Below are 23,459 nucleotides of genomic sequence, written 5' to 3'. Positions count from 1 at the left end.
GTAAAAATTATAAACTAAATAATTTGAATTAATTGAAGTAAAGTGAGTAATAACGCAAGCGTATGAAGAATAAGTAAATTTAATTAATGAAAAACCATCCTATGCAGGATGGCTAAGTAAATTTTACGATATAATACAACTCTTTGCTCGAATGGGCTCTATACGTACAGATTCCGCACTATCAGAAGGTGTAGTATCATTTTGTGTGATCAGATTTTCTTGCGCTTGCAGCTCAATATCATTTCCTCTTTCACCACTCTTTGTACTTGTACAAAGAGTACTAATACATGATTGAAATGGTCCACGTAACTTTTTCGCAGCAAAAACACATAATACAAATAAAGCTGTGAATACTATTCCAAGTCCAATCTTAGAGCCAAGAAGAGATCCATTATTCTGAGGATGAGGTCCAGAGATCCGTGGTGTTGTTGCTGATACTTGAGATTGATTAGGTTCAAAGACTCCTGGTGTTGTTACTGATACTTCTTTATAAAGAGATCGGCCAAGATATGTTTTTGCTATTTCATCACTACAATGTGGATGATATTCTGGATAATTCGCACCAGATGGAACCTTAAAAAGGTCTTTTATTTCTTTTTTATCCGATAACTCGAACTCACAGTTCTCTAACTGATATGATCGTTTTAGTAAGTTTTGTGTGATATTTTTTAATTTATTATAAGTGTCAGGATGTTCTGATTTAGATATACCATAGCTTTTATTTTGATGATCATTATTTAGATCTCCTTGGCCTATTGTAAGGTCTTCGTGAGAACAGCCTTTCCTAAAGGCATAAAAGTATTCATGTACTCGATCTTTAAAAAGTTCTATAGATATTTCACTTTCATTATCGATTGTAACTTTAATCTTATCAGCACATTTTAATAGTCGAAAGAATCTTTTTATTAAGTGTTCATCTTCAGTAATACTATAATTGATGTGATTAATGTTACAATTTTCCTCATTTGCTGTATTATTAGAGAGCTTTGAGTAAGTGTTCATTGAGTCATTAAAAATCTTATTCAGATCATTCAAAGTTTCTTGGTCTACGTTTGAATTAATATGCATTATTTATCTCCCTATAATTAAAAAATTAAATTAATTTAAAATAGCTTAATAATTTTAGTCAATAGATTATTTAAATAATTCAGATTGATTGAAATTTACCTTGTAAGTGATGGTTGTTGAGCATGCTCTAAAATGTAAAGATAAATACTTTTCTCTCTAGTAGGTTGGTGCAGTTTGATTTCTTTACTATGATTTATTTTTATATATAATTAATTAAATTAGAATAAAATTTATAGAAAATGAGTCAATACAAGTCAATCATTAATATCGCAATAATAGCACATGTTGATCATGGTAAAACCACTTTACTTGATAACATGTTAAAACAAAGTGGAACTTTCCGTGAGAATCAAGAAATTCAAGAACGAGTAATGGACAGTAATGATCAAGAGCGTGAACGTGGTATAACAATACTTGCAAAATGTACATCCATTATGTGGAATGAAATAAAGATTAACATCATCGATACTCCAGGTCATGCTGATTTTGGTGGAGAAGTAGAGAGAGTATTATGTATGGCAGATGGAGTGTTATTACTTGTTGATGCATCAGAAGGCCCTATGCCACAAACTAAATTTGTACTATCGAAAGCACTGAAAGCAAATTTAAAACCAATCGTGATAATTAATAAAGTAGATCGCCCTGATAGCAGAATTGATGAAGTATTAAATGAAATATATGAATTATTTTTTAACTTAGATGCAACAAATGAACAATTAGATTTTCCTGTATTATATGCATCAGGTAGAAATGGTTGGTGTACTAAGGAGCTTTCTGATGAAAGGAAAGATTTAACTCCTCTATTCTCAACAATTTTAGACTATATAAAACCTTCTAATTATAACACAAATGCGCCATTTGCAATGCTTGTTACATTACTTGAATCGGACAAATTTCTTGGCAGAATATTGACAGGAAAGGTTTATCAAGGCATAGCAAAAATTAATTCAAATTTAAAAGTACTGAGTCTAGATGGAAAAGTAATAGAACAAGGTAGGTTAAACAAATTGCTTTCATTCTCTGGTTTGAAACGCATTTCAGTTGAAGAAACTGTAGCTGGAGATATAATTGCAATTGCAGGTCTCGAAAAGGCTTCGGTTTCAGATACTATAGCAGCACCAGAAGTAATAACTTCCATTCATTCAACTCCAGTTGATCCACCAACAATGGCAATAACTATTAGTGTGAATGACTCACCTTTTGCTGGACAAGAAGGTGTGAAGCTTACTTCAACAGCTATAAAAGATCGTTTGTATGCAGAAGCAGAAACAAATGTTGCAATTACTGTAACTCAAGCATCAAGTGGTGAAGCATTTGAAGTTGGTGGACGAGGTGAATTGCAGCTTGGAGTGCTGATTGAAAACATGAGGAGAGAAGGTTTTGAGCTTTCTGTTTCACGTCCTCGAGTGTTACTTAAAGAAGAGGATGGACAAAAACTTGAACCGATAGAAGAAGTAGTAATTGATGTAGATGATGAATACAGCGGGGTTATTATGGAAAAACTTAGCTTTAGGAAAGGTGAAGTAACTGATATGAGACCTTCTGGTAATGGTAGAACAAGATTAACATTTTTAGTACCATCAAGAGGATTGATTGGCTATCAGGGAGAATTTTTAACGGATTCTCGAGGAACGGGAATAATAAATCGTCTATTCCATAGTTATGCTCCACATAAAGGCCAAATTTCTGGTAGAAGAAATGGAGTGTTAATTTCTACAGATAAGGGAGAAGCTGTGGCATATGCAATTTTTAATCTACAAGATAGAGGAATTATGTTTATTAAACCGCAGGATAAAGTATATTGCGGCATGATTGTTGGTCAGCACAGTCGTGATAATGATCTAGAAATTAATGTGTTAAAAGGCAAGCAGCTAACAAATGTAAGGGCTGCAGGTAGTGATGAAGCTATAAAACTCACTCCACCAAGAATCATGACATTGGAAGATATGATAGCATATATACAAAATGATGAGTTAGTTGAGGTGACACCAAAGTCTATACGCTTGCGAAAGAAATTTCTTGACCCTAATGAGCGTAAACGCCTAGAAAGGCAAATGCGCAAGTCTTCTGTATAAAACAATAGATGAGATAGCACAAAACTTACGATTTAATTTTATCAAGTGTATCATGGTGCTAAGAAGAATTTTATTGCTCATAGCCGAATTTTGGAGTTACAGATTTCAAAGGAGGTCTATAAGACTACGGACATTCGTTTGCAAAAATTTTGGGATAAGGCCATACTTCAATTTTTGCATTATACTTATGAGTGAAATTACATTTACACCACTTCAAGATAAGCACTTTTCACTATTGCTCAGATGGTTAGAATTACCTCATGTAAAAGAATGGTGGGATCAGGATGCCAAGTGGACTATGAAACTAATTGAGGAAAAATATGGTAATTATGTTAAAGGATTTAAAAAATTTGTGTTAAAGGATAGAGTTATAGAGAAACCAATACATGCTTTTATAGCATGTGTAGATGAAAAAGAAATAGGTTATATTCAATACTTTAATGCTTATGACTTTTCTTGTGAACAGAAATATAAATTTGATAAATTGCCCAAATCTCTTGCTAGTTTTGATATTTTTATTGGTGAAGTAAATTATATTGGAAAAGGAATTGGAACAAAACTTATAAGTAAATTTTTACTAGAATATGTGGAACAATACTTTAAGAATATAGTTGTTTGTCCTGACACCTTAAACACTAGTGCAATTAAAGCTTACGAAAAAGTTGGATTTAATACCATAGATAGAGTTTTAAATAGTACTGTTATGTTGAGGTGAAAAATGAAGAAGGACTGTAGTATTAAATGAGATGTACCTTAATTAACATTAAAACAGAGGTTTTAGACATAAGTCAAGCAAATAACTATAGCGGATTACAAAAAATTTGATGAAAACACTTTGTTTCTGTAAAAGAAGGTAGCGTTTACTGAAAGAAATGGAGCATTGATACCATTGATGAAAAAAGCTGCTATGATTTGCCAAAATTCCCACATCCTACTAAATTCTATTGAATATTCTTCTGTAGTTGCTAAAACCTTGGTAAAAACGCAACTAGACACCAACTTCTTCCATATTACTTCCACAAACCTTCTCAGTCGGTTTTCATCTTTGCTATTGATCCCTTTCTTATAATAAAATTTTATTTATAGAACATAATACACATTAATTTATGCAATAGATCTATTTTGTCCGTCATTACTTTATTAATCTATCAATTCGGTAGGTCTGTTTGATTGACTCACATGTCAGAGCTCCATTTTATATTAAACTTATTATTTTTCCTTCCTGTTTGATGAAGCTTATTGAACATTATTCTTTTCTGACTATACTATATGTAATAACTTTTATTACATGATTTTTCCCATTCTTCTTTAAATATCTTTAGATGTTCTTCTTTACTATTTTCAAGATATATAAGTAATTCCTCTATACTTTTATTATAGCTCTCAGTAGTCATTTTACCCTGATGTTGAATATACCTCAAATATATAAGGTAAGTATTTATTACATCCATCTCACAATAATCCCTAATTTCCTGTATTTTTCCAGTATCATATAAACTCATTACTTGTGATCCATCAACATTAATTTTACCTGGAAGATTTAATACTGCACAAACTTCATTCATCTTTATTCTTGCAGAAGATCCAAAATCAGAAAGACATTCAAGTAAATCTGCATGCCAATCACTACTATATCTTTGGTTGTAATTGTTCCATTTGTCTCCAGATTTATAGAAATATTCTGCTTGAATACCATGTACCATAGCGCGATATTTAAGTACTGGCACATCAAATGTGCGTCCATTAAATGAAATAAGACGTGTTTTCTTTTTTGCAACATAGTCAAAAAAACCTTTTACTAGCTCCTTTTCACTAGAATCCAATGTTCCACCAGATCTGATTTCTTGTAATGTAAATACTTCGTACCCATTATGATAACTTATACTACAAAGCAAAAAACTTATAGTAATAACCTTATGGAAAAGTTGACGTAAAAAAGGATTTTGCCCATTTGTTATTTCTAGATGATACTTTATTAATGCTTCCCTTTTTTTTTCTATACTATCATCATCACTGATATCTAACAGATTTTTACATGAATCTATATCTGGTATTGTTTCAATATCAAATACTAATAAAGAATTAAGCATATACTTTGTGTAATATTGTATAAAACTCAGAATTGCCGTTTTTTTTAGCAATGTGAAGGGAACCATCATGTGCAACTTTAAGATCATTACTATTTAATTCTATAGAACGATCACTGAACTTACCTTTAATATTGATAATAACTTTTGGATTAAAAAAACCTGATACTTGGATTTTTATATTTTGTTCGACTTGTCCATCTTCCGAAATTAATCCAAATGAAAAAATAGTATCTGAATAGCCATGATAATTTTGACAACAACCATCTATACAGTAAGAAGTCTCAATGTTATAGCCTAAAAAATCACCACAGAAAAAAGCAAACAGATCATTTAACATATTAAATATTTAAGTTCTATATATTTTTCTTTAAAAAATTCTCCGTATAAGATTTAGGTACTCGTTTAATCATTTTAGGTCGATCAACTGTGTACATTATATTATGTTTCTCTGCATGTGATATTGCCTTTTCCAAAGAACCAAACTTTAATATAATTTGTTTTTTTGGGTCCTTTGAGCCAACCCACCCCATCAGTGGTTCAAAATAATAAGAACTCACTTGTTCTAGCTTTAGCCACCATAATTTAGTATTGGAAACACAGGACTGCGTTGCAGCTTTTACAGGTTGATAAATTTTAGCTACCATGACTAAGTTATACTATATAATATTATTATAGATGGTCTATTGATTTTTGTAAACAGCATATTTTATATCTATTAGTGCAATAAAATTAGATCTTAAACCAAAAATATTTTCATCATTAACCATAATTTAGAAATTTTAATTAGCCACATCAAATCTTTACTATAATTATTTAAAGTACCATATAACTATATATCTAGGTGAAAACATAGAGTTTCAATTTTTTTGTTCTTCCACCATCTTTATGATAGGAGACACTAGTAAAGTGAATTCTACGCAAAATAAAAATTAAAGCTCATTAGAATTACATCATATGCTTATTAATTACTGCAAGGACTTCCTTTCTTTTTTCAGCAGATAATGGCACTAAACCAATTTTAGACAAATATCCATTTTTATCACTCATCGAATACTTAATCTCTTCAATAAATTCCTTTAAACCTTCAATAATATTAATATGTTCTTCTTTTATATATAAATATAATGGTCTGGACAATATATACTTACCTGATGATATATTTTCATAATTTGGTTCAATACCTGCTATAGTACTCCCTTGTACCTTATCTCGATTTCTCATTAGAAAGCTAAAGCCAAATATGCCTAAGGCATTTTTATTACTACTTAGTTTCTGTAGTATGATATTTTCATTGACTCCAACTTCTATGTATTTACCATCATCTCTAATTTTACTGCAAATATCTCTTCTATCTTCAATTTTTTCATTTTCTTTATAAAAGAATTTTGGATTAAAACACAAATGTGGATCGAGCATAATAAAAGTTAATATGGTTTCGTATGTGCCTGTATTTTTATATGGACCGTATAATTCAATCTTTATATTAGGAAGAAGAGGATTAACATCAGACCAAAATTCTGTATTGTTTTTTGTAAATTCATTCTTCTTAAAATAACTAAAAGCAGATAAAGTATAAAATAAGTCTTTTTTTGTAAAATCAAACCTACTACTTTCGTTAGAATTGGCAATCACAATTCCATCATAGCCAATAATTAATTCAATTATCTTGTTAACTCCATTCCTTTTACATAATTCCTGCTCAGCTTTTTTAATTTTACGAGAAGACATAGCAATATCAGGTGTATCTTCTTTTATGCCAGAGCAAAAAATTTTAAATCCTGCTCCACTTCCTATAGATTCTACAACTGGAGTTTTGAAAGATAAAACTCTACTGAACTCTTCTGCAATAAATATAACAAATGGAAAAACTGTTGAAGAGCCAACTACTCTAATATAATCTCTTGCCTCTACTTCTGCAAAAGCAATAAAAATCATTAAAAGTGCAGATATAAAATTATACATTACTTAAGTTTAAATTATGCATTATAATATTAATAAAGCTTATTGAAAAGCCTCTTATACTAACTTTCATAGCATAAAAAAGTAAGAGTAGAAAATACTGTAGTACGTAACACAACACTATGTAATAGTCAGAAGATATCTTAAGAAACTCAACAAACATCACCTATAGGTGATGTTTTAATTTTAATCAATTTGATTAAGTGACTCACCTTTCTGTATTGATATATATATTGCCTCATCTGTCAGAGCTAATAGTACAAGAGATATTTCATTTTCCATAGTTTAGCAACTCTCTTGTCCTGACAGCAATGTGGCCAAGTAAAACCCTTTTACGCGTATTTTGGAATCCATGCGAGGGGTTTTACAATACCAGAATGGTGACACTAATGGGATATTAATCGACACTGAGTGGATAAAAATTTTTAAAGAATATGGTATTGGAGTAGGGATCAGTTTAGATGGAACAAAAAACCTAAGTGATACTTATAGGCTGGATAAAAAAGGGAATGGTACTTATGAGAGAGTAGTCAGTAAAATCAGACTGTGCTAAGAAAATGATTATGAATTTGGATTGTTGTCTGTCTGAAGCTAATGGTTCCGATGTTTACAATCACTTTGTTAAAGAATTAAAACTTGTACACTTTGATTTTTTATTGCCAGATGCTAATTATAATTCCCTTCCAGTTTATTCACCTGAAAAATATGGTCAGTTCATGGTTGAAGTATTTGATGAGTGGATAAAAGAGAATTCAGATAATCCAAGAGTTTTTATTCGATATTGTATCAATGCTTTAGAGTTATTTTATACTCACGAGTTGAGGGATTTAGTGAAAGAAGTCCATTTGTATTGCCACTAATATGTGTTTCTAATAATGGTGACCTTGGTCCTTTGGATGAACTTAGAACATGTGTTCCTCATAAGTTTATTGAATATAACATTAACTATTAGACCTCTTGCATAACCCATATCCAGATTGTAAATTCTAGCTATCAAATTGAACCTCAAAGCAAAACGTTTTAGCCGATTTCGATAGCGATCTGTAAATAAATTTAAAACCTTTTTAACAGGCCAATCACATTTTTTACGATTACTCTCTGACTAGCAAGCTCTTTTCCTTTTTTCTTTGGTTATTTTTCATCTTCCTATGCTGCAATTTCATGAATTTTTTGCAAACCTCTATATCTGCCAAAACCTTGAAAATATGAATTTTTAACTCTTTGAACACTCGAAAATCATGCTTTCTAAAGTTTGAAAAAGGCGTGGAAATAATTTTTTTACTTTCTTTTTCCATAATAATCTGTGTTTTTATGCTATGCTTTTTTCTGAATAAAATCAATCTTTTCTGCTTGGATCTTTCCACAGAAGTCTCGGTTGCATCAAATTCCATGTAAGAGATCTTTTCGCCCTCGTAGCTTAAAGTCTGTATGTTTTCCAAAGGAATTTACGATAGTATGCACTTTCACTGATTCCATAGCTTTGCGTAATTATATCAGATATTCCATCAAAAGCAAGCGGTCTTCCCCCATAATTTGTTTGATTTTCCTCATTTGGCCTTCTTTTTAGCTTCTGCCTCAACTAAAATCTTGGTCATTCTATTGGATGTTACTTGAGCTTTATATCAGTGAATCGGCAAAATCTTTTGTTTTCCAACCTACTTATTTTTTCAAACTTCGTTACCCCTCTCATATTATTTTCTAGTAGATTACAACCTTTAGTATGGTTGTGCTAAAAGTCTACTCCTTTTGTAGTTGAATATTGAAAGTTTAGTGGTAAATTAGGGTAAATTATTTTATATATATCATAACAAGCCATGCTGCTCTCAGCAAAGCCATTCAGTATTAACTTGAGCTTACATGGATATGTTGCTATATCACCAATTGCATATATTCTTTCTCTACTTGTTCTTAAAGTACCAGAGTTAACCACTATACGTCCATGTTTTATTTCAATATCCCAATTATTTATTGGACCAAGGTTTGTTGATAATCCAAAAAAAGGTAATAAATATTCGGTCTGTAATTGCTTTTCTTCTCCAGATACTATATTTTTCACTAAGAGTACATCTAAGATACCATCGTTACCAACTAATTTGTGTAATTGATATGGCACTACTATCTCAAGCAAACCAGAATCTGAAAGCAGTTGTAATTTGTTTTTAGTTTCTGGTGCACAACGAAAATCCTTTCTTCTATGTATAATGTTGATCTTTTTTGCAACTTTTGTAAGTTCTATAGCCCAATCTATAGCGGAATCACCACCACCTGCAATGGTAATTATTTTATCTTGAAATTGTGAAATTTTACTGATGCTATAGAATATGGATTTATTTTCATATTCAGATATGTTTTTAAGAGGAGGCTTCTTGGGCTCGAATATTCCATTACCTGCAGCGATAATAATAGCTTTGCATTCTATTTCTGTTTCTTTATTAGTAGCTACAATTATATTATCAGCATTAACTATAATATTTTTTACTTTTTGATTAAAATGATAAATTGGCTTGAAAGGTGCAGCTTGTTCAACTAATTTTTCAATTAACTCTCGTCCTGTAATAATATGGTAACCAGGTATATCATATATTGGCTTTTCTGGATAAAGAGCAATGCATTGGCCTCCAGCTTGATCTAAAACGTCTACTATATGGCAACTCATGTTTAGCATTCCAGCTTGAAAAGCTGTGAAAATGCCAATTGGCCCTGCACCTATTATTACTATATCAGTTTTCATTTTCTTATTTATTACTTCTATTAGAATAGTAATTTACTTTACTTGTTAAGTCAATTTATCCACTTATTAAAAAATTAATTTGTATTTTTAATATATCGAATATATAATAAGAAATAGAAAATAAAATGACTGATAAGAATGCAAAAAAACTCGTATGTAAAAAATAACAAACTAATTATAGGAATAACAATTTCCTTGCTTACATTAGCAATTTTTCTTGTGGCACTAGGCGCCACATTTCCACAAACTATATTATACAGCCTAGAACTTACCAAAGGACCTGCTCTCTGTGTTTTTACTATATTTACTTATAGAGATATATTTTGCTCAAAAGTTGAAAAAGTAAATGAAGAAAATATAACTCTACAAAATACTAATAAAAAAGGAGGAATTTACTCCCCCTTTTTAGAAAAGGAAATCTAATTAAAATTTTATGCTAGTACCATTAGCTTGCTGTACATAATTGATTCCAGTCAACATTGTAGATATTTCATCTCTCAACACTTTCTTTTGTAGTTGTAGATGTAAATCAATCAGGCCTTTATCAGAATAATCTTTTAATTTTGCTAAGTAGTTACTTTTTTTCTCTTTGTAGGCAACATCTAAATCTTCACTTTTATATGAGCTTCCCTTGAGTTTCACTTTTGCTTCAACTTTCGCTTTTTTAAGTTCCGTAAGTTCTTTTCTATCAGTACCTTCTAGCGCTTTAGTGAACTCATTTTTCACAGTAGATAATTCATTGCATTTATTCTTTAGCTGATTAAACTCCTCAGCATCAGAAGCTGATAGTTCACATTTCTTAAAATGTTGAACACCTTTCTTCACTCCATAAATAGCACCAAAAACTACAGCTACAGTGAGAGCAGCTCCAATAAACATAAAAACTCCAGCTAACACTTGTGAAACAACACCAGCACCAATTATATTGCCTAAGGCTCCAGCTGTTGCCCCATGCAAACCAACTACAAATCCTGCAGCTTTACCTACCCCTGCATTTACAAAACCTTTATAAGCTGGGCTTAAGAAATAAGCAGCTACAAGAGAAACAGCAAATAATGAAACAACAATAGTCAAAGATGTTTTTACTTTATGATGAGATGCATATTGCGAATCTGCATCTGCAATATTTCCAGTTTTTTTCCATGCTCTTACTAAAAAATTGCCTTCATTCGTTATTGCCCACCCTTGTTTATTAGCTTCTAGAAATGAAGTATTAGAATCAATATTAAACTTATTAGACATAATGTTACCCATTTGAAATATAAAATTTATTAATTTAAGTCTATGCAAGAAAATGATTTATTGTCAAACAATATATTATTTCTTTAAAGTGGATTTTTTAAATATAGGTGTTATAATGAAATTTTATTATAAGATTAATGAATGAATTTCTTAAGTTAACCCTCTCAGAAATGCAGTCTGGGTTAAGAAGAAAAGAATTTTCTGCAACAGAATTGGTGAGAGCACATGTAGATGCTGTTGAAAATGAAAAGCTTAATGCATTTATTACTAAAACTCCAGAAATAGCAATGCAGGCTGCTGAAGCTGCAGATGAATCTTTATCAAAACAACAGGATTCTCCTATGAGTGGCATACCAATTGGTATTAAAGATCTGTTTTGTACTAAAGGAATCAGAACAACAGCATCGTCAAAAATGTTAGAGAACTTTATCCCTACTTATGAATCTACAGTATCAAAATTGTTACTCCAAAATGGCGCTGCTATGCTTGGCAAGCTTAATATGGATGAGTTTGCTATGGGTTCTGCAAATACAAATAGCTATTTTGGCCCTGTTGAGAATGTATGGACAAGAAAGAGTGATGGTGAAAAAGTTGTGCCTGGAGGGTCATCTGGAGGATCAGCAGCAGCAGTTGCAGGATTTCTTTGTGCTGGGGCTCTTGGGAGCGATACTGGTGGCTCAGTGCGTCAACCTGCTGCTTATTGCGGGGTAATAGGCATTAAACCAACATATGGAAGATGTTCAAGATTTGGTATGATTGCATTTGCAAGTTCCCTAGACCAAGCAGGAGTTATTACTCGTTCTGTTCTTGATGCAGCGTTAATGCTTGAAGTTATTTGCGGTCATGATAAGAAAGATTCCATGTCTAGTAAAAAAGAAGTGCCTAAGTTTTCTAATTTTATAACTGGTAATATAAAAGGTAAGCGTATTGGCATACCAAAAGAATATGACATGGATGGAATCTCAGAAGAAATTGTTTCTTGGTGGAATAAAAGCGCTGATTTAATGAGAAGTGAAGGTGCTGAAGTAGTTGAAATTAGTTTGCCGCATACTAAATATTCAATACCTGTTTATTACCTTATTTGTTCTGCTGAAGCTTCATCTAACCTTGCTCGATATGATGGAGTGCGTTATGGGCTTAGGGTTCAAGCAGATACAGTTGAAGAGATGTATGAATTAACAAGAGCAGCTGGTTTTGGTAAAGAAGTAAAAAGAAGAATATTAATAGGTGCGTATGCACTTTCTTCAGGTCACTATAATGAATATTATGAAAAAGCACAATGTGTACGATCTTTAATTAGAAATGATTTTATAGAAGCTTTCAAAAAAATAGATTATATACTTGTTCCCTCTGCACCAAGTGCTGCGTTTGGGTTAAATGAAAAGCCAGATCCACTTATTATGTCAATAAATGATGTTTTTACTGTTCCTGCAAGCCTTGCTGGTCTTCCAGCAATTTCTGTTCCTGTTGCGCTTTCAAATGATGGATTACCTCTTGCTATGCAAATTATTGGGAATTATTACGATGAAGCAGGAATTTTAAATGTTGCAAGTATTATTGAACAATCTAAAACCTACATTAATTCTTAATTAGGTATAATTCCTAAAGCATGTGTTTAAAGATTAATAAGTTGTATTTTTCTTATAAATTTCATGCCAGCAGTTTATTATTTTTTTGATATCCTGTAATTTAGCTTTCGGTTCTAGACTAATGCGAATTGAGCATTCTGCTTCTTCTTTTGTAGCTCCCATTGCAAGCAACACATGGGAAGGCTCAATTTTTCCAGAAGAACATGCAGATCCACTACTAATAGCGATATTATTTATATCAAAATGTATGAGCTGTAAATCACTTTTTACTCCTGGCATACAAATACAACTGGTGTTTGGTAATCTCTCGGAATTACTACCAAAAATTTTTACTGCACATGTAATTTGTAACAACTTGTATTCTAATTGATTTCTTAAACTTCTTACATTATCCATTCTTGATAAAAGACATGGAATATTTTTTAATGATGAAGAAAGCCCTGCTATCGCAACAACATTTTCTGTACCTGCACGCAGCCCTTTTTCTTGTCCACCACCAAAAATCATTGGTTCTATTTTCAGTTTTTTATTAAAGATTAAAACCCCATTACCAGCTATACCGCCAAATTTATGAGCAGATAAAGTCAATAAATCTACCTTTAAATCTTCCATATTGACTTCAATCTTTCCAACACTTTGAGCTGCATCAGTATGAAATATTGCATTGAATTTGTGTGCTAGTTCAGAAATTTCTTTTATTGGTTGTATAACTCCAGTTTCATTATTTGCCATCATAACTGAAACTAATACTTTCTTTCCTTTGAGTTCTGTTAAAGTTTCTTCTAGTAGTTCAAGATTTATTATTCCATCCTCACAAACTGGTATTATTCTTGGATTATGTGCTGAATTTAGAATCGAATGATGTTCTATAGCTGAAATTACGTGTTGATACCCTTTTATTCCTCTCATTACTAGATTGTTCGCTTCAGTTGCAGAAGATGTGAAAATTACTTCTTTATTATCTGATACAGAAATGAAGTTACGTACATCATCTTTAGCATTTTGAAGAATTTTCCTTGCTTCTTGTCCTTTTTTATGTAGTGAAGATGGATTTAATACTTGTTTTAATAAAATATCTGATATATCCTTTCTTATATTTTTACTAATCGGCGCAGTTGCATTATAATCAGCATATATGTAATTTTTCATCAAAAAACTTAAAAATTCAAGAGATTCTAATCTTATATAATATAAAGTTAAATCTAATTATAGTGTTTCTAAAACCAAAAGATAGTTTTCTTCTCGGAGTTGGATACTCTTATAAAGAGAAAGTAGGATAAAAATCTAGTTTAATACCATTTTAATAAACATAATACGTTCTTAGCCTACCTTCAATTACCTAAGAACACCTATTGTTCATTAAATAAAAATACTGTCATATTTATTGACAATCTAACTTTCCATCTGATGTAATAACAAGCTTCTGATTACCTTCACATTTTTTACAGCCTTTACCGTCACCAGCCATTTTATCGACAACTGTGGAAGCACCAAAAAACACGCCACAAAATATAACAAGTGCAACAAGCGCAGGCCAAGCCATCCTACCAAATATTGCAAGTATACTTGAACCAATTATAACAACTGTCATAAGCGGCCCACCTATTGAGTGAATATACCCTACTACATTACATATTATAACTTGAGTATCAGTGGCATGGGAATCAAACGCAAAAAAGAACGCAAAAATAAAAAAAATATAGTATTTCATACCGCTCCTAAAATTCTTATTATGACTCTGATATATTAAGACTTCCTCAAGAAGCCTATTATAATATAGTATATTTAAATTTTATTGATAAAGCTATCAAAAATAAAATCTACGAGTACGGAGGAAATTTTAAGCCTGCTGGTGAAAGCGTAAATATCTCTACACCATCTTTTGTAACACCAACTGTATGTTCAAATTGAGCAGAAAGAGAAAGATCACGTGTTGTAACAGTCCAACCATCTAATTTACTAAGTATAGTATCATGTTTGCCAGCATTAACCATCGGTTCTATCGTAAAAAACATTCCTTCCTTTAAAATAAGATCTTCACTTATTTCATAATAATGCAATACATTAGGTAAAGCATGAAAAACCCTTCCTATACCGTGCCCACAATAATTACGCACAGTTGAATATCCATAATCACCCACATATTTCTCTATGGCAAGTCCAATTTCATTTAGCCTTGCTCCTGGTTTCACTTGTGCTATCCCTTCCATAAGTGCATTATAAGTTACATTGCATAAACGTTTTGCCTTTATTGATGGACTACCTACCCAAAACATTCTGCTTGTATCTCCATACCAGCCATTTAAAATTACTGTAACATCTATGTTAAGAATATCACCATCTCTAAGTGGTATATCATCAGGAATCCCATGACACACGACTGCATTTTTTGAAGTACAGATTGATTTAGGATAACCCTTATAATTAAGTGGTGCTGGTATTGCATTTGCATTAATTATAAAATTATGACATAGATCATTCAATTGGTTAGTTGTAACTCCTATTTTTACATAAGGTATAATAAAATCTAAAACTTCAGCAGCAAGCCTGCAAGCTTTACGCATAGATTCAAAATCTTCTTTTGAGTGTATAGTGATATTATTGTCTTCCATAACAGTACTGATAGGCTTCTTTATTGATTTTCATAATTTTGATTGTACCCAATTGAATAATTTACTTATCTTATTTCCTTTTTTTATAGTATTATTACTATTCCTATAAAAGGTATCTATAATGAGCTCTATAGAACCTATAGCAGAAGAAAAAACTGGATTACGATTATATTCACCATCTACACCATTTACCTGTACGGGACATCCTATGCGGACCTGCCTTCCTAATATATAGCTTGCAACTTCCTTTATACTTGTAAGCAAACTCCCACCACCAGTAATAACTACCTTGTTGCTTAAATCATTTTTTTTATCCAATTTTTCTTTTACTAGTTCAAATAGTTCTTCTATTCTTGATCTTACAATATTTACGAACTCAGATCTAGGAACTTGAATAGATTCATCGCCTGGAACTACAATAGGCTTATCTTCATCTACTGAGGTCAAAATTGTATTGCCATATAGAATTTTAATGCGTTCCGCATTCTCCATATTTGTACATAAACCATGAGCAATATCTCGAGTTATATGAATGCCCCCTATCGGTATACTATTTGCATAGATAAACTTACCCTTTTTGAAAATTCCTATTGAAGTATATCCTCCTCCTATATCAATGATTACTGTACCTAAATCCTTTTCATCATCACTCAAACAAGATAAAGCTGAAGAATAAGAAGATGCAATACAGCCTGCCATACTAACCCCACTATAGCTTGTAATGCAGTTTTCAATATTTAATAATGCAGAACGTGAAGCTGTTACAACATGCACATCAGCAGCAAGCCTACTTCCATGGAGACCACTTACATTTTTGATATCATTCATATCATCTAAATGATATTTTAAAGGTATATTATGAATTATGACATTATCCTCGATATATTTCTCGTAAGTTTGAAAAACAACACGCTTAATATCACGATCAGAAATTTCATGATTAGCAGAAATGATCTCATTAAAAACATTAAAAGAGTTAAGGCTACACCCAGACACATTGACATATACTTGACTGATTGTTTCTTCTGATACTTGCTCTGCAAGTTCTATAGTTGATGAAATGGAATAACTAGCGCGCTTAATATTAGTTATTAATCCTCCACTTATACCTTCTGCAGCTTTATATCCTATCCCTATTACCTTATAATCAGTGCTACTACCTACTTTTACAACAAAACATGCTACTTTTGTAGTTGCTATATCAAGGACAGCAAAAATATTTCCTTTTGGTTTTACTACTACAGCAGAATACATATAAATGAATTTGTATTTGTACAGAGTTTACATCAATACCGTGAAATGTAGCAACATCTTTTATAAAACCATTCAGTCTTGAAGCATTTGTTATGAAGCGACTATGGTTTTATTTTATTCATAATTGACAACCTCAACTTAATAGCATGCGATTAAACTTTTATAGGATGAATTATAAATAAAGATTTACAACAGTATTAGTATGTATAGTTTTATTACATAGCCTTACTTATATCTTATTAATTACAAAAAACTATAAGTTATAAGGGATGTTTTCTAAATTTTTACAACTTTAATGTATTATAGTAATTAATATAACTTTGAATTGTATATAAAATTGCAAAGGATGTGTTTACAATTCTGGTTAGAACTATTAACATAATAAAACAAAAGATTAAAATAAAGTGCAAAGTTTGATTTATGCTATTACGGAAATTATTAAAATGTGGCATCAAAACAAAAGGTGCTGAAAGCATAATACAATATGTAGAGTATTTATATAAATTTTTGAAGTTCAGAAACATACTAAATCTTACACTTTCATTAATAAAACAAAATAGACTTTCATTTGAAGTAAAGCCATTAATGACGGCAGGGGGGTTGTGTCAAACAAATAGATCGGCAAATCTAAATACTTACATCATAATGATACGTAAAATAAATCCATACATAATAATACATGAACTTGCTCATATGATTGAAGAAGAATTGGATTTGAACTTAGAACACAAATTTTTTCCTAATATTCAGCAAGATATTCAGCAAAATTTAAAACAATCTAATATTCTTGTACAAAACATTATTAATCAGGTTATTTTTACAGAGATTAAAAGCTATGGTGATACTAAATCACGCATATCAGAATTATTTGCACGTTATTTTGAGTTGTTTGCTTGGGCACAAGAAGTTTATCCAAAAGATAGAGATTATTTAATACGTACTCAAGATTTAAATAAAATCTTCTTTAATGCTAATAAATGGAAAGAAAATGATTTGGATGTAAAAATAAACAGAATAATAGATAAAGAAATTCAAAGTTATAGTAGCACAGTACCAATAATAGATATAAATAAAATTCCAAGCAAATGGGGTGATAAAACCTCTTATAAAAAAAAGATTGGGTCTATTTTTGATAGCAGTAACTAGTAAAGAGTTTTTGAGGGAAATTGCCGGAATCATCTATTAAAATTGGAGAAAAATGTAGAAAGAAGTATCAGATTGTTATAAAAATCTTAGCAAAATAACTTGGAAAATTTATCCTGTTATTTTAAATATCCTGATCAAGTTAGCAGTACACTATAAATTCTATTGATAGAAGAAAATTAGGAAATTCAAAAATTCTTTATATAGACTGTGCTAATGCTAGAACAAAACCGCACGATACCAATATATTTATTTAGCATCTCTCAGCTTCTTTCCTAATGGAATGAAAATTGAGCTAAAATACGAACACAGCTTATTGAATACTCCTTACATTAAACATTCTCGTACATCATTATTGATATCTTCATACTTTATTTGAGCTTGTCACTATAATCGTATTTTTTTATTAATTGTTCTAAATATCTAGCAATAAGATCTACTTCTAGATTAATCAAGTCATTAACTTTTCTATACTGAAAAGTAGTATTTTCCCATGTATAAGGAATCACATTAATAGTGAATGTTTCTTCAGTGACTGAGTTTACGGTAAATGATACTCCATCTAATGCTACAGACCCTTTTTTTGCAATAAACTTTATTAACTCTTTTGGACATAAGAATTCTATTTCATAAGAGTTAATGTTTTTTTTTATTGCTGATATTAGTACAACTCCATCAATATGGCCTTGAAGCAAATGACCATCAATTCTATCATTTAACTTAAGTGCTTGTTCTATATTAACTTTACTATCAATTTTCCATGTATTAATGTTTGTAACCTTTAATGTCGCTTGTGAAACTTGAATTTTAAAAATATCATCAATTACGTTGGTAGCTGTTAAACATACGCCTCCACATGCAATTGAATCTCCATTATTTATAGATAACAAACCTTGTGTTTTAATAGATATACAATCTTTAACAATATTAAATATACTTCCTACATTTGTTATAATTCCTTTAAACATATATTTACTATTTCCCAATTTTAATGTTCAAGTATATATTTTTTAGTTAACGGAGATTTGGCATTTTCAAATATTTCTTGAGTAGTTCCTGATTCAAGGATTGTTCCATTATGGAGAAAAACTATATTATCAGAAAGCTTTTTTGCTTGCTTCATTGAATGAGTAACAATAATTATTGTAAATTTTAATTTTAATTCTTGTATCAAGTTTTCTATAGCATTTGTTGCTATTGGGTCAAGTGCAGAACAAGGTTCATCCATAAGTAGCATAGTTGGTTTGATCGCAATTGCACGTGCAATACATAACCTTTGCTGCTGCCCCCCAGAAAGATTAAGTGCATTATCATTCAATCTATCTTTCAACTCTTCCAATAAACCAACTCTATTTAGACTGCTTTGAACAATGTTATCTAACTTTTCCTTGTTTTTCCTTTTTACTAAATCATGAATTTTAGGCCCATAAGCAATATTATCGTATATAGATTTTGGAAAAGGATTTGGTTTCTGAAATACCATACCTACTTTTGCTCTAAGTAAAACAACATCAATTGAAGGTGAATATATATTACCCATTTCATCAATATTTAATTTACCAGAGACTTTACAACCATCAACATAATCATTCATACGATTAAAACAACGAAGAAAGGTTGATTTACCACATCCAGAAGACCCTATCAAAGTCGTAACCTGCCTTTTATAGATGTTTAAGTTTATATCAAATAAAATTTGCTTATCACTATACCAAAGATTGAGATTCTCAGCGTAAGCATGTATTTCTTTCATATTATATCTTGCATAGAATAAAGCCCTGCTGGCTTCTTGTATAGCCACATTGCTGCACGTACTGCTCCTTTAGCAAATACATCTCTACTAATAGCTTTATGATGTAATTCTATACGTTCATCTCTACCTAAAAACATTACACTATGATCACCTATAACTCCTCCACCACGAGACACTACAAAACCTACATTTTGTTTTGTATTAGAAAAATTATCACCTAAGTATCTATTAGTCTTAGAATCTACTTTGTTTAAAGTATTAGAGATTATTTTTCCAAATTCAATCGCTGTTCCAGAAGGGGAATCTTTTTTTGTATTATGATGCATTTCAAAAATTTCTACATCATATTCACTACCAAGAAATTCAGCAGCCTGCTCAACTAACTTGAATAATACATTTATTCCTATACTCATATTTGCTGACCACAGTATAGGAGTACAAGCAGCATAGTGATTTAAATTGATATCTTCTATTCCAGTAGTACCACTAAGTAGAGGTTTACCAAGTTTGGATGCAATTTTTAAGCATTCCAAAGTACATTCTCTATTTGTAAAGTCTATAACAACATCAGAGATAACGAATAAATCGTATATGGAGCTTGTTATTTTAATTCCATAATCAGAATATCCTACAGCACGCCCAACATCTAAATTAATATACTCACTATTAGAACTAGCAACAGCACATTTCAACTCTGCTTTTTTATTGATCATTAGCTCTGTTATCACTGCTTTACCCATTTTACCTAAACAGCCAATAACACCAATCTTTATTTTCATATACCTTTGTTAATGTTAAATTTGGTATTAACAATGCTTAGCTATATTTATTAATCTTTGTTATTAAATAACTTTTTAAATTTTCTAATTCCTTTAATATATCCTTTAAAAATTCTTCAGATAGAATATCATGGTTTTTTGCATTCAACTCTTTTTGCACACCTTTAATAGTATAACCTTTATCGTATAACATATGTTTGATTTTTTTTATGATTTCTACGCACTCATAATCATATAATCTTCTACCTCTACGTTTCACTGGTTTTATTTGAGAAAATTTCTCCTCCCAAAACCTTAAGACATGTTGTTCTAAAGATAACTCTTGTGCAACTTCTCCGATAGTGCAAAATAATTTCTTGCTAGCTAAGTACATTTACTTATTTTCATTAATTAATTTTCTTAAAACATTTGATAAATAAAAAGAAACAACATGCCTTTCTGCTATCAGGGCTTCTTGTAAAGTATTAGGCACTCTACCTATTCTTGCTCTTTTCTTGCGGACTTTAAACGTTCCAAAAGATGGTATCTTAACTATCCCATCTTCTGCTAAAGCTAATTTTATTGTGTTCAACAATTCATTTATTATCGATACAGAATCTCTTTTGGATAATCCTATCTCTTGATTAACCATTGCAGCAATATCAGCTTTAGTAACTACCTTGAAATTTTTTTGCAAAACTTTCTTCTCTTCACTAACACGTAATTAATAGTAATGAATTTGGACTTTAATGGCAAATGAATAAAACATAATCTTACTTACTTTTTTAATCACAAACAATTAACCTTGAGTTACACAAAAATATAAAAGTCTAATCACTATAAATTTTTATTCATAATGATTAAATGACTGTGAATTGAGATAAGTTTTGATGCTAAAATCCTTTATTTTTTCTTTTCTCTCAATATAATACAGAATTCTTAATTAAAAAACATTGGCAGATATCATAAATTACATTATAATATAAGTATTAAAATTTTCATGACTTAAAATTCCATGACAGATGTTAGACATAATTCAGATAATACGGAAAGGCAAAAAGCACTAAATAATGCTATTAGTCAAATTGAAAAGGTATTTGGCAAGGGTGCAATAATGCGGTTGAAGCAGAATCCTGTAGAAAGAATAGATACAATTTCTACAGGGTCAATTGCACTTGATGCAGCACTTGGAGTTGGGGGGTTACCAAAAGGACGAATAATAGAGATATTTGGTCCTGAAAGTTCCGGCAAGACAACTTTAGCTTTGCATGTAATTGCTGAAGCACAAAAAAAAGGTGGATCATGTGCATTTATCGATGCAGAACATGCGCTTGATATCCTGTATGCTACTAAACTCGGCGTGAATATAGATGACTTGGTTGTTTCACAGCCAGATAATGGAGAGCAAGCATTACATATTGTTGAATACTTAGTTTGTTCTGGTGCAATTGATATCATCGTTGTTGATTCTGTTGCAGCTCTAACTCCGAGAGCTGAGATTGAGGGTGATATGGGAGACCAACATATGGGTCTTCAAGCAAGACTTTTAAGTCATGGTTTACGTAAGCTCACTTCGGCTGTTTCAAAAGCAAATTGTATCTTAATTTTTATTAATCAAATTCGCATGAAAATAGGTGTTGTATATGGTAACCCGGAAACTACCACAGGTGGTAATGCATTAAAGTTTTATACATCAATCAGGCTAGATATAAGAAAAGTTAGTGCTATAAAAGATAAGGAAAATATAATAGGGAATCAAACTAGAGTAAAAGTTGTCAAAAATAAGGTTGCTCCACCATTCAGGCAAGCAGAATTTGATATCATATATAATGAGGGTATATCAAAAGTAGGTGAAATAATAGATATGGGAACTAAGCTTAATTTTCTTGAAAGATCTGGTGCGTATTACTCATACAATGGTACACGTCTTGGCCAAGGAAGGGAAAATGTAAAAAATTATTTAAAAACAAATAAATCAATTGCTGACGAGATAGAACAAAAAATCAGAAAACATCTAGAAAACAATGATAGTACTATTGCAATCAATCAACCTTCTGAAGAAGAGATTTTCTAATTATAATTTTCTTATAAAGTTTTAAATTTTCTAGTTGCTTTATATGAAGGAAGTTGTGATATATACTGATGGAGCATGTTCGGGTAATCCAGGTAAGGGTGGATGGGCAGCTGTTTTATTGTTTCATAATCAAAAAAAAACTATTTCTGGTAGAAAAGAAAGTACTACAAATAATCAAATGGAGCTTATTGCAGTAATAAATGGACTTAAAGCACTAAAAATTCCTTGTAATGTTAATCTTTATACTGATAGTATTTATGTAAAGAAAGGAATCACAGAGTGGATTAATAAATGGAGAGTGAACAACTGGAAAACAAGTAATAAAAAACCAGTAAAAAACATTGATTTATGGAAGGAGTTAGAAAATGTTTCCATGCAACATAGTATAAACTGGAAGTGGGTTAAAGCTCATGCTGGGAACAAACATAATGAAGAAGCAGATTTTTTAGCTAGAGCAGAAATAAACAATGCTTAAAAAGAGCATTATAATATTAGTATTAATAGCTTTATTGTGTTATGTTTTCCTATTTTTCAAAGAAAAAAGGTTTATAAATATCAATTATGTTAACTTTTATATAAAGAATCAAATATCAAAAGCATTCCAAGATTCACAGATCCAGATTAATGATATTTCTATTGTCTGGCAAAAAAATAAAGAAGATTTATGTTTAGTATTAAAAGATTTATCTATAGAAAATAGTAATTTTACATTGAAAGTACCAGAATTCCTAATATATTTTAGATTACGTCACATGCTAAAAATAAAAACTAAATTTTCTCAAATAGTTGTAAATGATATACATGTAGACATTACAAATTCTAATTTGATGGATTCTAATTTTAAATTAACAGACTTTCAGAGCACACCAAAATTTATAAGGAAATTGTTTTCTAGCATAACTGACGGAGCTATTATCAAACTGCACAACATCTCTATAAAATCGATTACACAAGATGCAAATTACATTCATTCTTTATATGTAAGAAAAAGTGATTACAAAACCTTAAACATGGAAATGCAGTTGCAAGATAGAGAGGAAAAGTTATCTGTTATTCTAAAAAAAGATGATAAAGGTTTATTAAACCTATATACAACTGTTAATAACATAAA

General features: G+C 30.8%; 25 protein-coding genes and 1 pseudogene. 9 read left to right on the top strand and 17 right to left on the bottom strand.

Going from position 1 to position 23,459, the window contains the following annotated elements; genetic code table 11:
- Nucleotides 1-123 precede the first annotated feature (123 nt).
- Nucleotides 124-1,068, bottom strand: a complete 945-nt coding sequence (locus V6U76_RS00950; RefSeq protein ID WP_333023147.1) for a hypothetical protein — start codon at nucleotides 1,066-1,068, stop codon at nucleotides 124-126.
- Between the two features lie 239 nt (nucleotides 1,069-1,307).
- Between V6U76_RS00950 and typA the strand changes: the two genes are divergently transcribed.
- Both typA and V6U76_RS00940 read left to right on the top strand, forming a co-directional pair.
- A complete protein-coding gene (gene typA / locus V6U76_RS00945; protein ID WP_333023146.1) occupies nucleotides 1,308-3,143 on the top strand; it encodes a translational GTPase TypA in 1,836 nt (611 codons plus the stop codon).
- A gap of 187 nt (nucleotides 3,144-3,330) precedes the next feature.
- Nucleotides 3,331-3,858 carry a GNAT family N-acetyltransferase gene (locus tag V6U76_RS00940; RefSeq protein ID WP_333023144.1) on the top strand — a complete coding sequence of 176 codons (528 nt, stop codon included), beginning with the start codon at nucleotides 3,331-3,333 and terminating at the stop codon, nucleotides 3,856-3,858.
- Between the two features lie 550 nt (nucleotides 3,859-4,408).
- Here V6U76_RS00940 and V6U76_RS00935 read toward each other — a convergent pair.
- The 4 genes from V6U76_RS00935 to V6U76_RS00920 form a co-directional block, all read right to left on the bottom strand.
- Complete coding sequence (locus tag V6U76_RS00935; RefSeq protein WP_333023142.1) at nucleotides 4,409-5,233, bottom strand: 3'-5' exonuclease; 825 nt, start codon at nucleotides 5,231-5,233, stop codon at nucleotides 4,409-4,411.
- Nucleotides 5,226-5,570: a hypothetical protein gene (locus tag V6U76_RS00930; protein WP_333023141.1), complete on the bottom strand. Its 345-nt coding sequence runs from the start codon at nucleotides 5,568-5,570 to the stop codon at nucleotides 5,226-5,228. The genes V6U76_RS00935 and V6U76_RS00930 overlap by 8 nt, the downstream gene beginning before the upstream one ends.
- 16 nt (nucleotides 5,571-5,586) lie before the next feature.
- Complete coding sequence (locus V6U76_RS00925; protein WP_333023140.1) at nucleotides 5,587-5,877, bottom strand: NADH dehydrogenase ubiquinone Fe-S protein 4; 291 nt, start codon at nucleotides 5,875-5,877, stop codon at nucleotides 5,587-5,589.
- 301 nt (nucleotides 5,878-6,178) lie between these two features.
- Nucleotides 6,179-7,195 carry a substrate-binding domain-containing protein gene (locus V6U76_RS00920; RefSeq protein ID WP_333023139.1) on the bottom strand — a complete coding sequence of 339 codons (1,017 nt, stop codon included), beginning with the start codon at nucleotides 7,193-7,195 and terminating at the stop codon, nucleotides 6,179-6,181.
- Between the two features lie 349 nt (nucleotides 7,196-7,544).
- On the opposite strand from V6U76_RS00920, the gene V6U76_RS00915 reads away from it, so the two are divergent.
- Nucleotides 7,545-7,745: a hypothetical protein gene (locus tag V6U76_RS00915; protein ID WP_333023138.1), complete on the top strand. Its 201-nt coding sequence runs from the start codon at nucleotides 7,545-7,547 to the stop codon at nucleotides 7,743-7,745.
- Nucleotides 7,746-7,749: 4 nt separating this feature from the next.
- Entirely contained in the window at nucleotides 7,750-8,052 is a 303-nt protein-coding gene (locus tag V6U76_RS00910) for a hypothetical protein (RefSeq protein WP_333023137.1), read from the top strand.
- Between the two features lie 557 nt (nucleotides 8,053-8,609).
- Here the strand turns inward: V6U76_RS00910 and V6U76_RS00905 are convergent.
- The 3 genes from V6U76_RS00905 to V6U76_RS00895 all read right to left on the bottom strand — a co-directional run bounded on the left by V6U76_RS00905 (nucleotide 8,610) and on the right by V6U76_RS00895 (nucleotide 11,165).
- The gene (locus V6U76_RS00905; protein WP_333023135.1) at nucleotides 8,610-8,771 is read right to left on the bottom strand and encodes a hypothetical protein; all 162 of its coding nucleotides are present in this window, start codon (nucleotides 8,769-8,771) and stop codon (nucleotides 8,610-8,612) included.
- A 150-nt stretch (nucleotides 8,772-8,921) separates the two neighbouring features.
- Nucleotides 8,922-9,923: an NAD(P)/FAD-dependent oxidoreductase gene (locus V6U76_RS00900; protein WP_333023134.1), complete on the bottom strand. Its 1,002-nt coding sequence runs from the start codon at nucleotides 9,921-9,923 to the stop codon at nucleotides 8,922-8,924.
- A 423-nt stretch (nucleotides 9,924-10,346) separates the two neighbouring features.
- Nucleotides 10,347-11,165, bottom strand: a complete 819-nt coding sequence (locus V6U76_RS00895) for a hypothetical protein (RefSeq protein ID WP_333023133.1) — start codon at nucleotides 11,163-11,165, stop codon at nucleotides 10,347-10,349.
- A gap of 137 nt (nucleotides 11,166-11,302) precedes the next feature.
- Between V6U76_RS00895 and gatA the strand changes: the two genes are divergently transcribed.
- Nucleotides 11,303-12,754 (top strand): Asp-tRNA(Asn)/Glu-tRNA(Gln) amidotransferase subunit GatA, encoded by a 1,452-nt coding sequence (gene gatA, locus V6U76_RS00890; RefSeq protein WP_333023132.1) that lies wholly within the window; start codon nucleotides 11,303-11,305, stop codon nucleotides 12,752-12,754.
- Between the two features lie 33 nt (nucleotides 12,755-12,787).
- On the opposite strand, the gene V6U76_RS00885 is transcribed toward gatA, so the two are convergent.
- The 4 genes from V6U76_RS00885 to ftsA all read right to left on the bottom strand — a co-directional run bounded on the left by V6U76_RS00885 (nucleotide 12,788) and on the right by ftsA (nucleotide 16,620).
- Nucleotides 12,788-13,903, bottom strand: a complete 1,116-nt coding sequence (locus tag V6U76_RS00885; RefSeq protein WP_333023131.1) for a cysteine desulfurase family protein — start codon at nucleotides 13,901-13,903, stop codon at nucleotides 12,788-12,790.
- Between the two features lie 232 nt (nucleotides 13,904-14,135).
- Nucleotides 14,136-14,465 carry a TrbC/VirB2 family protein gene (locus tag V6U76_RS00880; RefSeq protein ID WP_333023129.1) on the bottom strand — a complete coding sequence of 110 codons (330 nt, stop codon included), beginning with the start codon at nucleotides 14,463-14,465 and terminating at the stop codon, nucleotides 14,136-14,138.
- Between the two features lie 109 nt (nucleotides 14,466-14,574).
- A complete protein-coding gene (gene map / locus V6U76_RS00875; RefSeq protein ID WP_333023127.1) occupies nucleotides 14,575-15,366 on the bottom strand; it encodes a type I methionyl aminopeptidase in 792 nt (263 codons plus the stop codon).
- A 30-nt stretch (nucleotides 15,367-15,396) separates the two neighbouring features.
- Complete coding sequence (gene ftsA, locus V6U76_RS00870; protein WP_333023125.1) at nucleotides 15,397-16,620, bottom strand: cell division protein FtsA; 1,224 nt, start codon at nucleotides 16,618-16,620, stop codon at nucleotides 15,397-15,399.
- 420 nt (nucleotides 16,621-17,040) lie between these two features.
- On the opposite strand from ftsA, the gene V6U76_RS00865 reads away from it, so the two are divergent.
- A complete protein-coding gene (locus tag V6U76_RS00865; RefSeq protein ID WP_333023124.1) occupies nucleotides 17,041-17,766 on the top strand; it encodes a WD_0702 family putative metalloprotease in 726 nt (241 codons plus the stop codon).
- A 368-nt stretch (nucleotides 17,767-18,134) separates the two neighbouring features.
- Here the strand turns inward: V6U76_RS00865 and V6U76_RS00860 are convergent, their stop codons facing one another.
- Genes V6U76_RS00860 through V6U76_RS00840 form a run of 5 tightly spaced genes read right to left on the bottom strand, consistent with a single transcriptional unit; the run spans nucleotide 18,135 to nucleotide 20,971 of the window.
- Nucleotides 18,135-18,731 (bottom strand): riboflavin synthase, encoded by a 597-nt coding sequence (locus V6U76_RS00860; RefSeq protein ID WP_333023123.1) that lies wholly within the window; start codon nucleotides 18,729-18,731, stop codon nucleotides 18,135-18,137.
- Between the two features lie 20 nt (nucleotides 18,732-18,751).
- Nucleotides 18,752-19,516 (bottom strand): phosphate ABC transporter ATP-binding protein PstB, encoded by a 765-nt coding sequence (pstB, locus tag V6U76_RS00855; protein ID WP_333023148.1) that lies wholly within the window; start codon nucleotides 19,514-19,516, stop codon nucleotides 18,752-18,754.
- Nucleotides 19,513-20,295, bottom strand: coding sequence for a 4-hydroxy-tetrahydrodipicolinate reductase (dapB, locus tag V6U76_RS00850; RefSeq protein ID WP_333023122.1), 783 nt, complete (start codon nucleotides 20,293-20,295; stop codon nucleotides 19,513-19,515). Before dapB ends, pstB begins: the two co-directional genes overlap by 4 nt.
- A 37-nt stretch (nucleotides 20,296-20,332) precedes the next feature.
- Nucleotides 20,333-20,668, bottom strand: coding sequence for a MerR family transcriptional regulator (locus tag V6U76_RS00845; protein ID WP_333023121.1), 336 nt, complete (start codon nucleotides 20,666-20,668; stop codon nucleotides 20,333-20,335).
- Entirely contained in the window at nucleotides 20,669-20,971 is a 303-nt protein-coding gene (locus V6U76_RS00840; protein ID WP_333023120.1) for an integration host factor subunit alpha, read from the bottom strand.
- Nucleotides 20,972-21,289: 318 nt separating this feature from the next.
- On the opposite strand from V6U76_RS00840, the gene recA reads away from it, so the two are divergent.
- The 3 genes and pseudogenes from recA to V6U76_RS00825 all read left to right on the top strand — a co-directional run.
- Nucleotides 21,290-22,348, top strand: a complete 1,059-nt coding sequence (gene recA, locus V6U76_RS00835; protein ID WP_333023119.1) for a recombinase RecA — start codon at nucleotides 21,290-21,292, stop codon at nucleotides 22,346-22,348.
- A gap of 43 nt (nucleotides 22,349-22,391) precedes the next feature.
- On the top strand, nucleotides 22,392-22,823 hold the full coding sequence (rnhA, locus tag V6U76_RS00830) for a ribonuclease HI (protein WP_333023118.1): 432 nt from the start codon (nucleotides 22,392-22,394) through the stop codon (nucleotides 22,821-22,823).
- A pseudogene (locus tag V6U76_RS00825) lies at nucleotides 22,816-23,459 on the top strand (hypothetical protein); the annotation flags it as partial. The gene rnhA and the pseudogene V6U76_RS00825, both read left to right, overlap by 8 nt.

Source organism: Wolbachia endosymbiont of Pentidionis agamae (assembly GCF_036711655.1).
GTDB lineage: Bacteria > Pseudomonadota > Alphaproteobacteria > Rickettsiales > Anaplasmataceae > JAZHPY01.
This window is presented reverse-complemented; position numbering and strand designations above follow the sequence as displayed.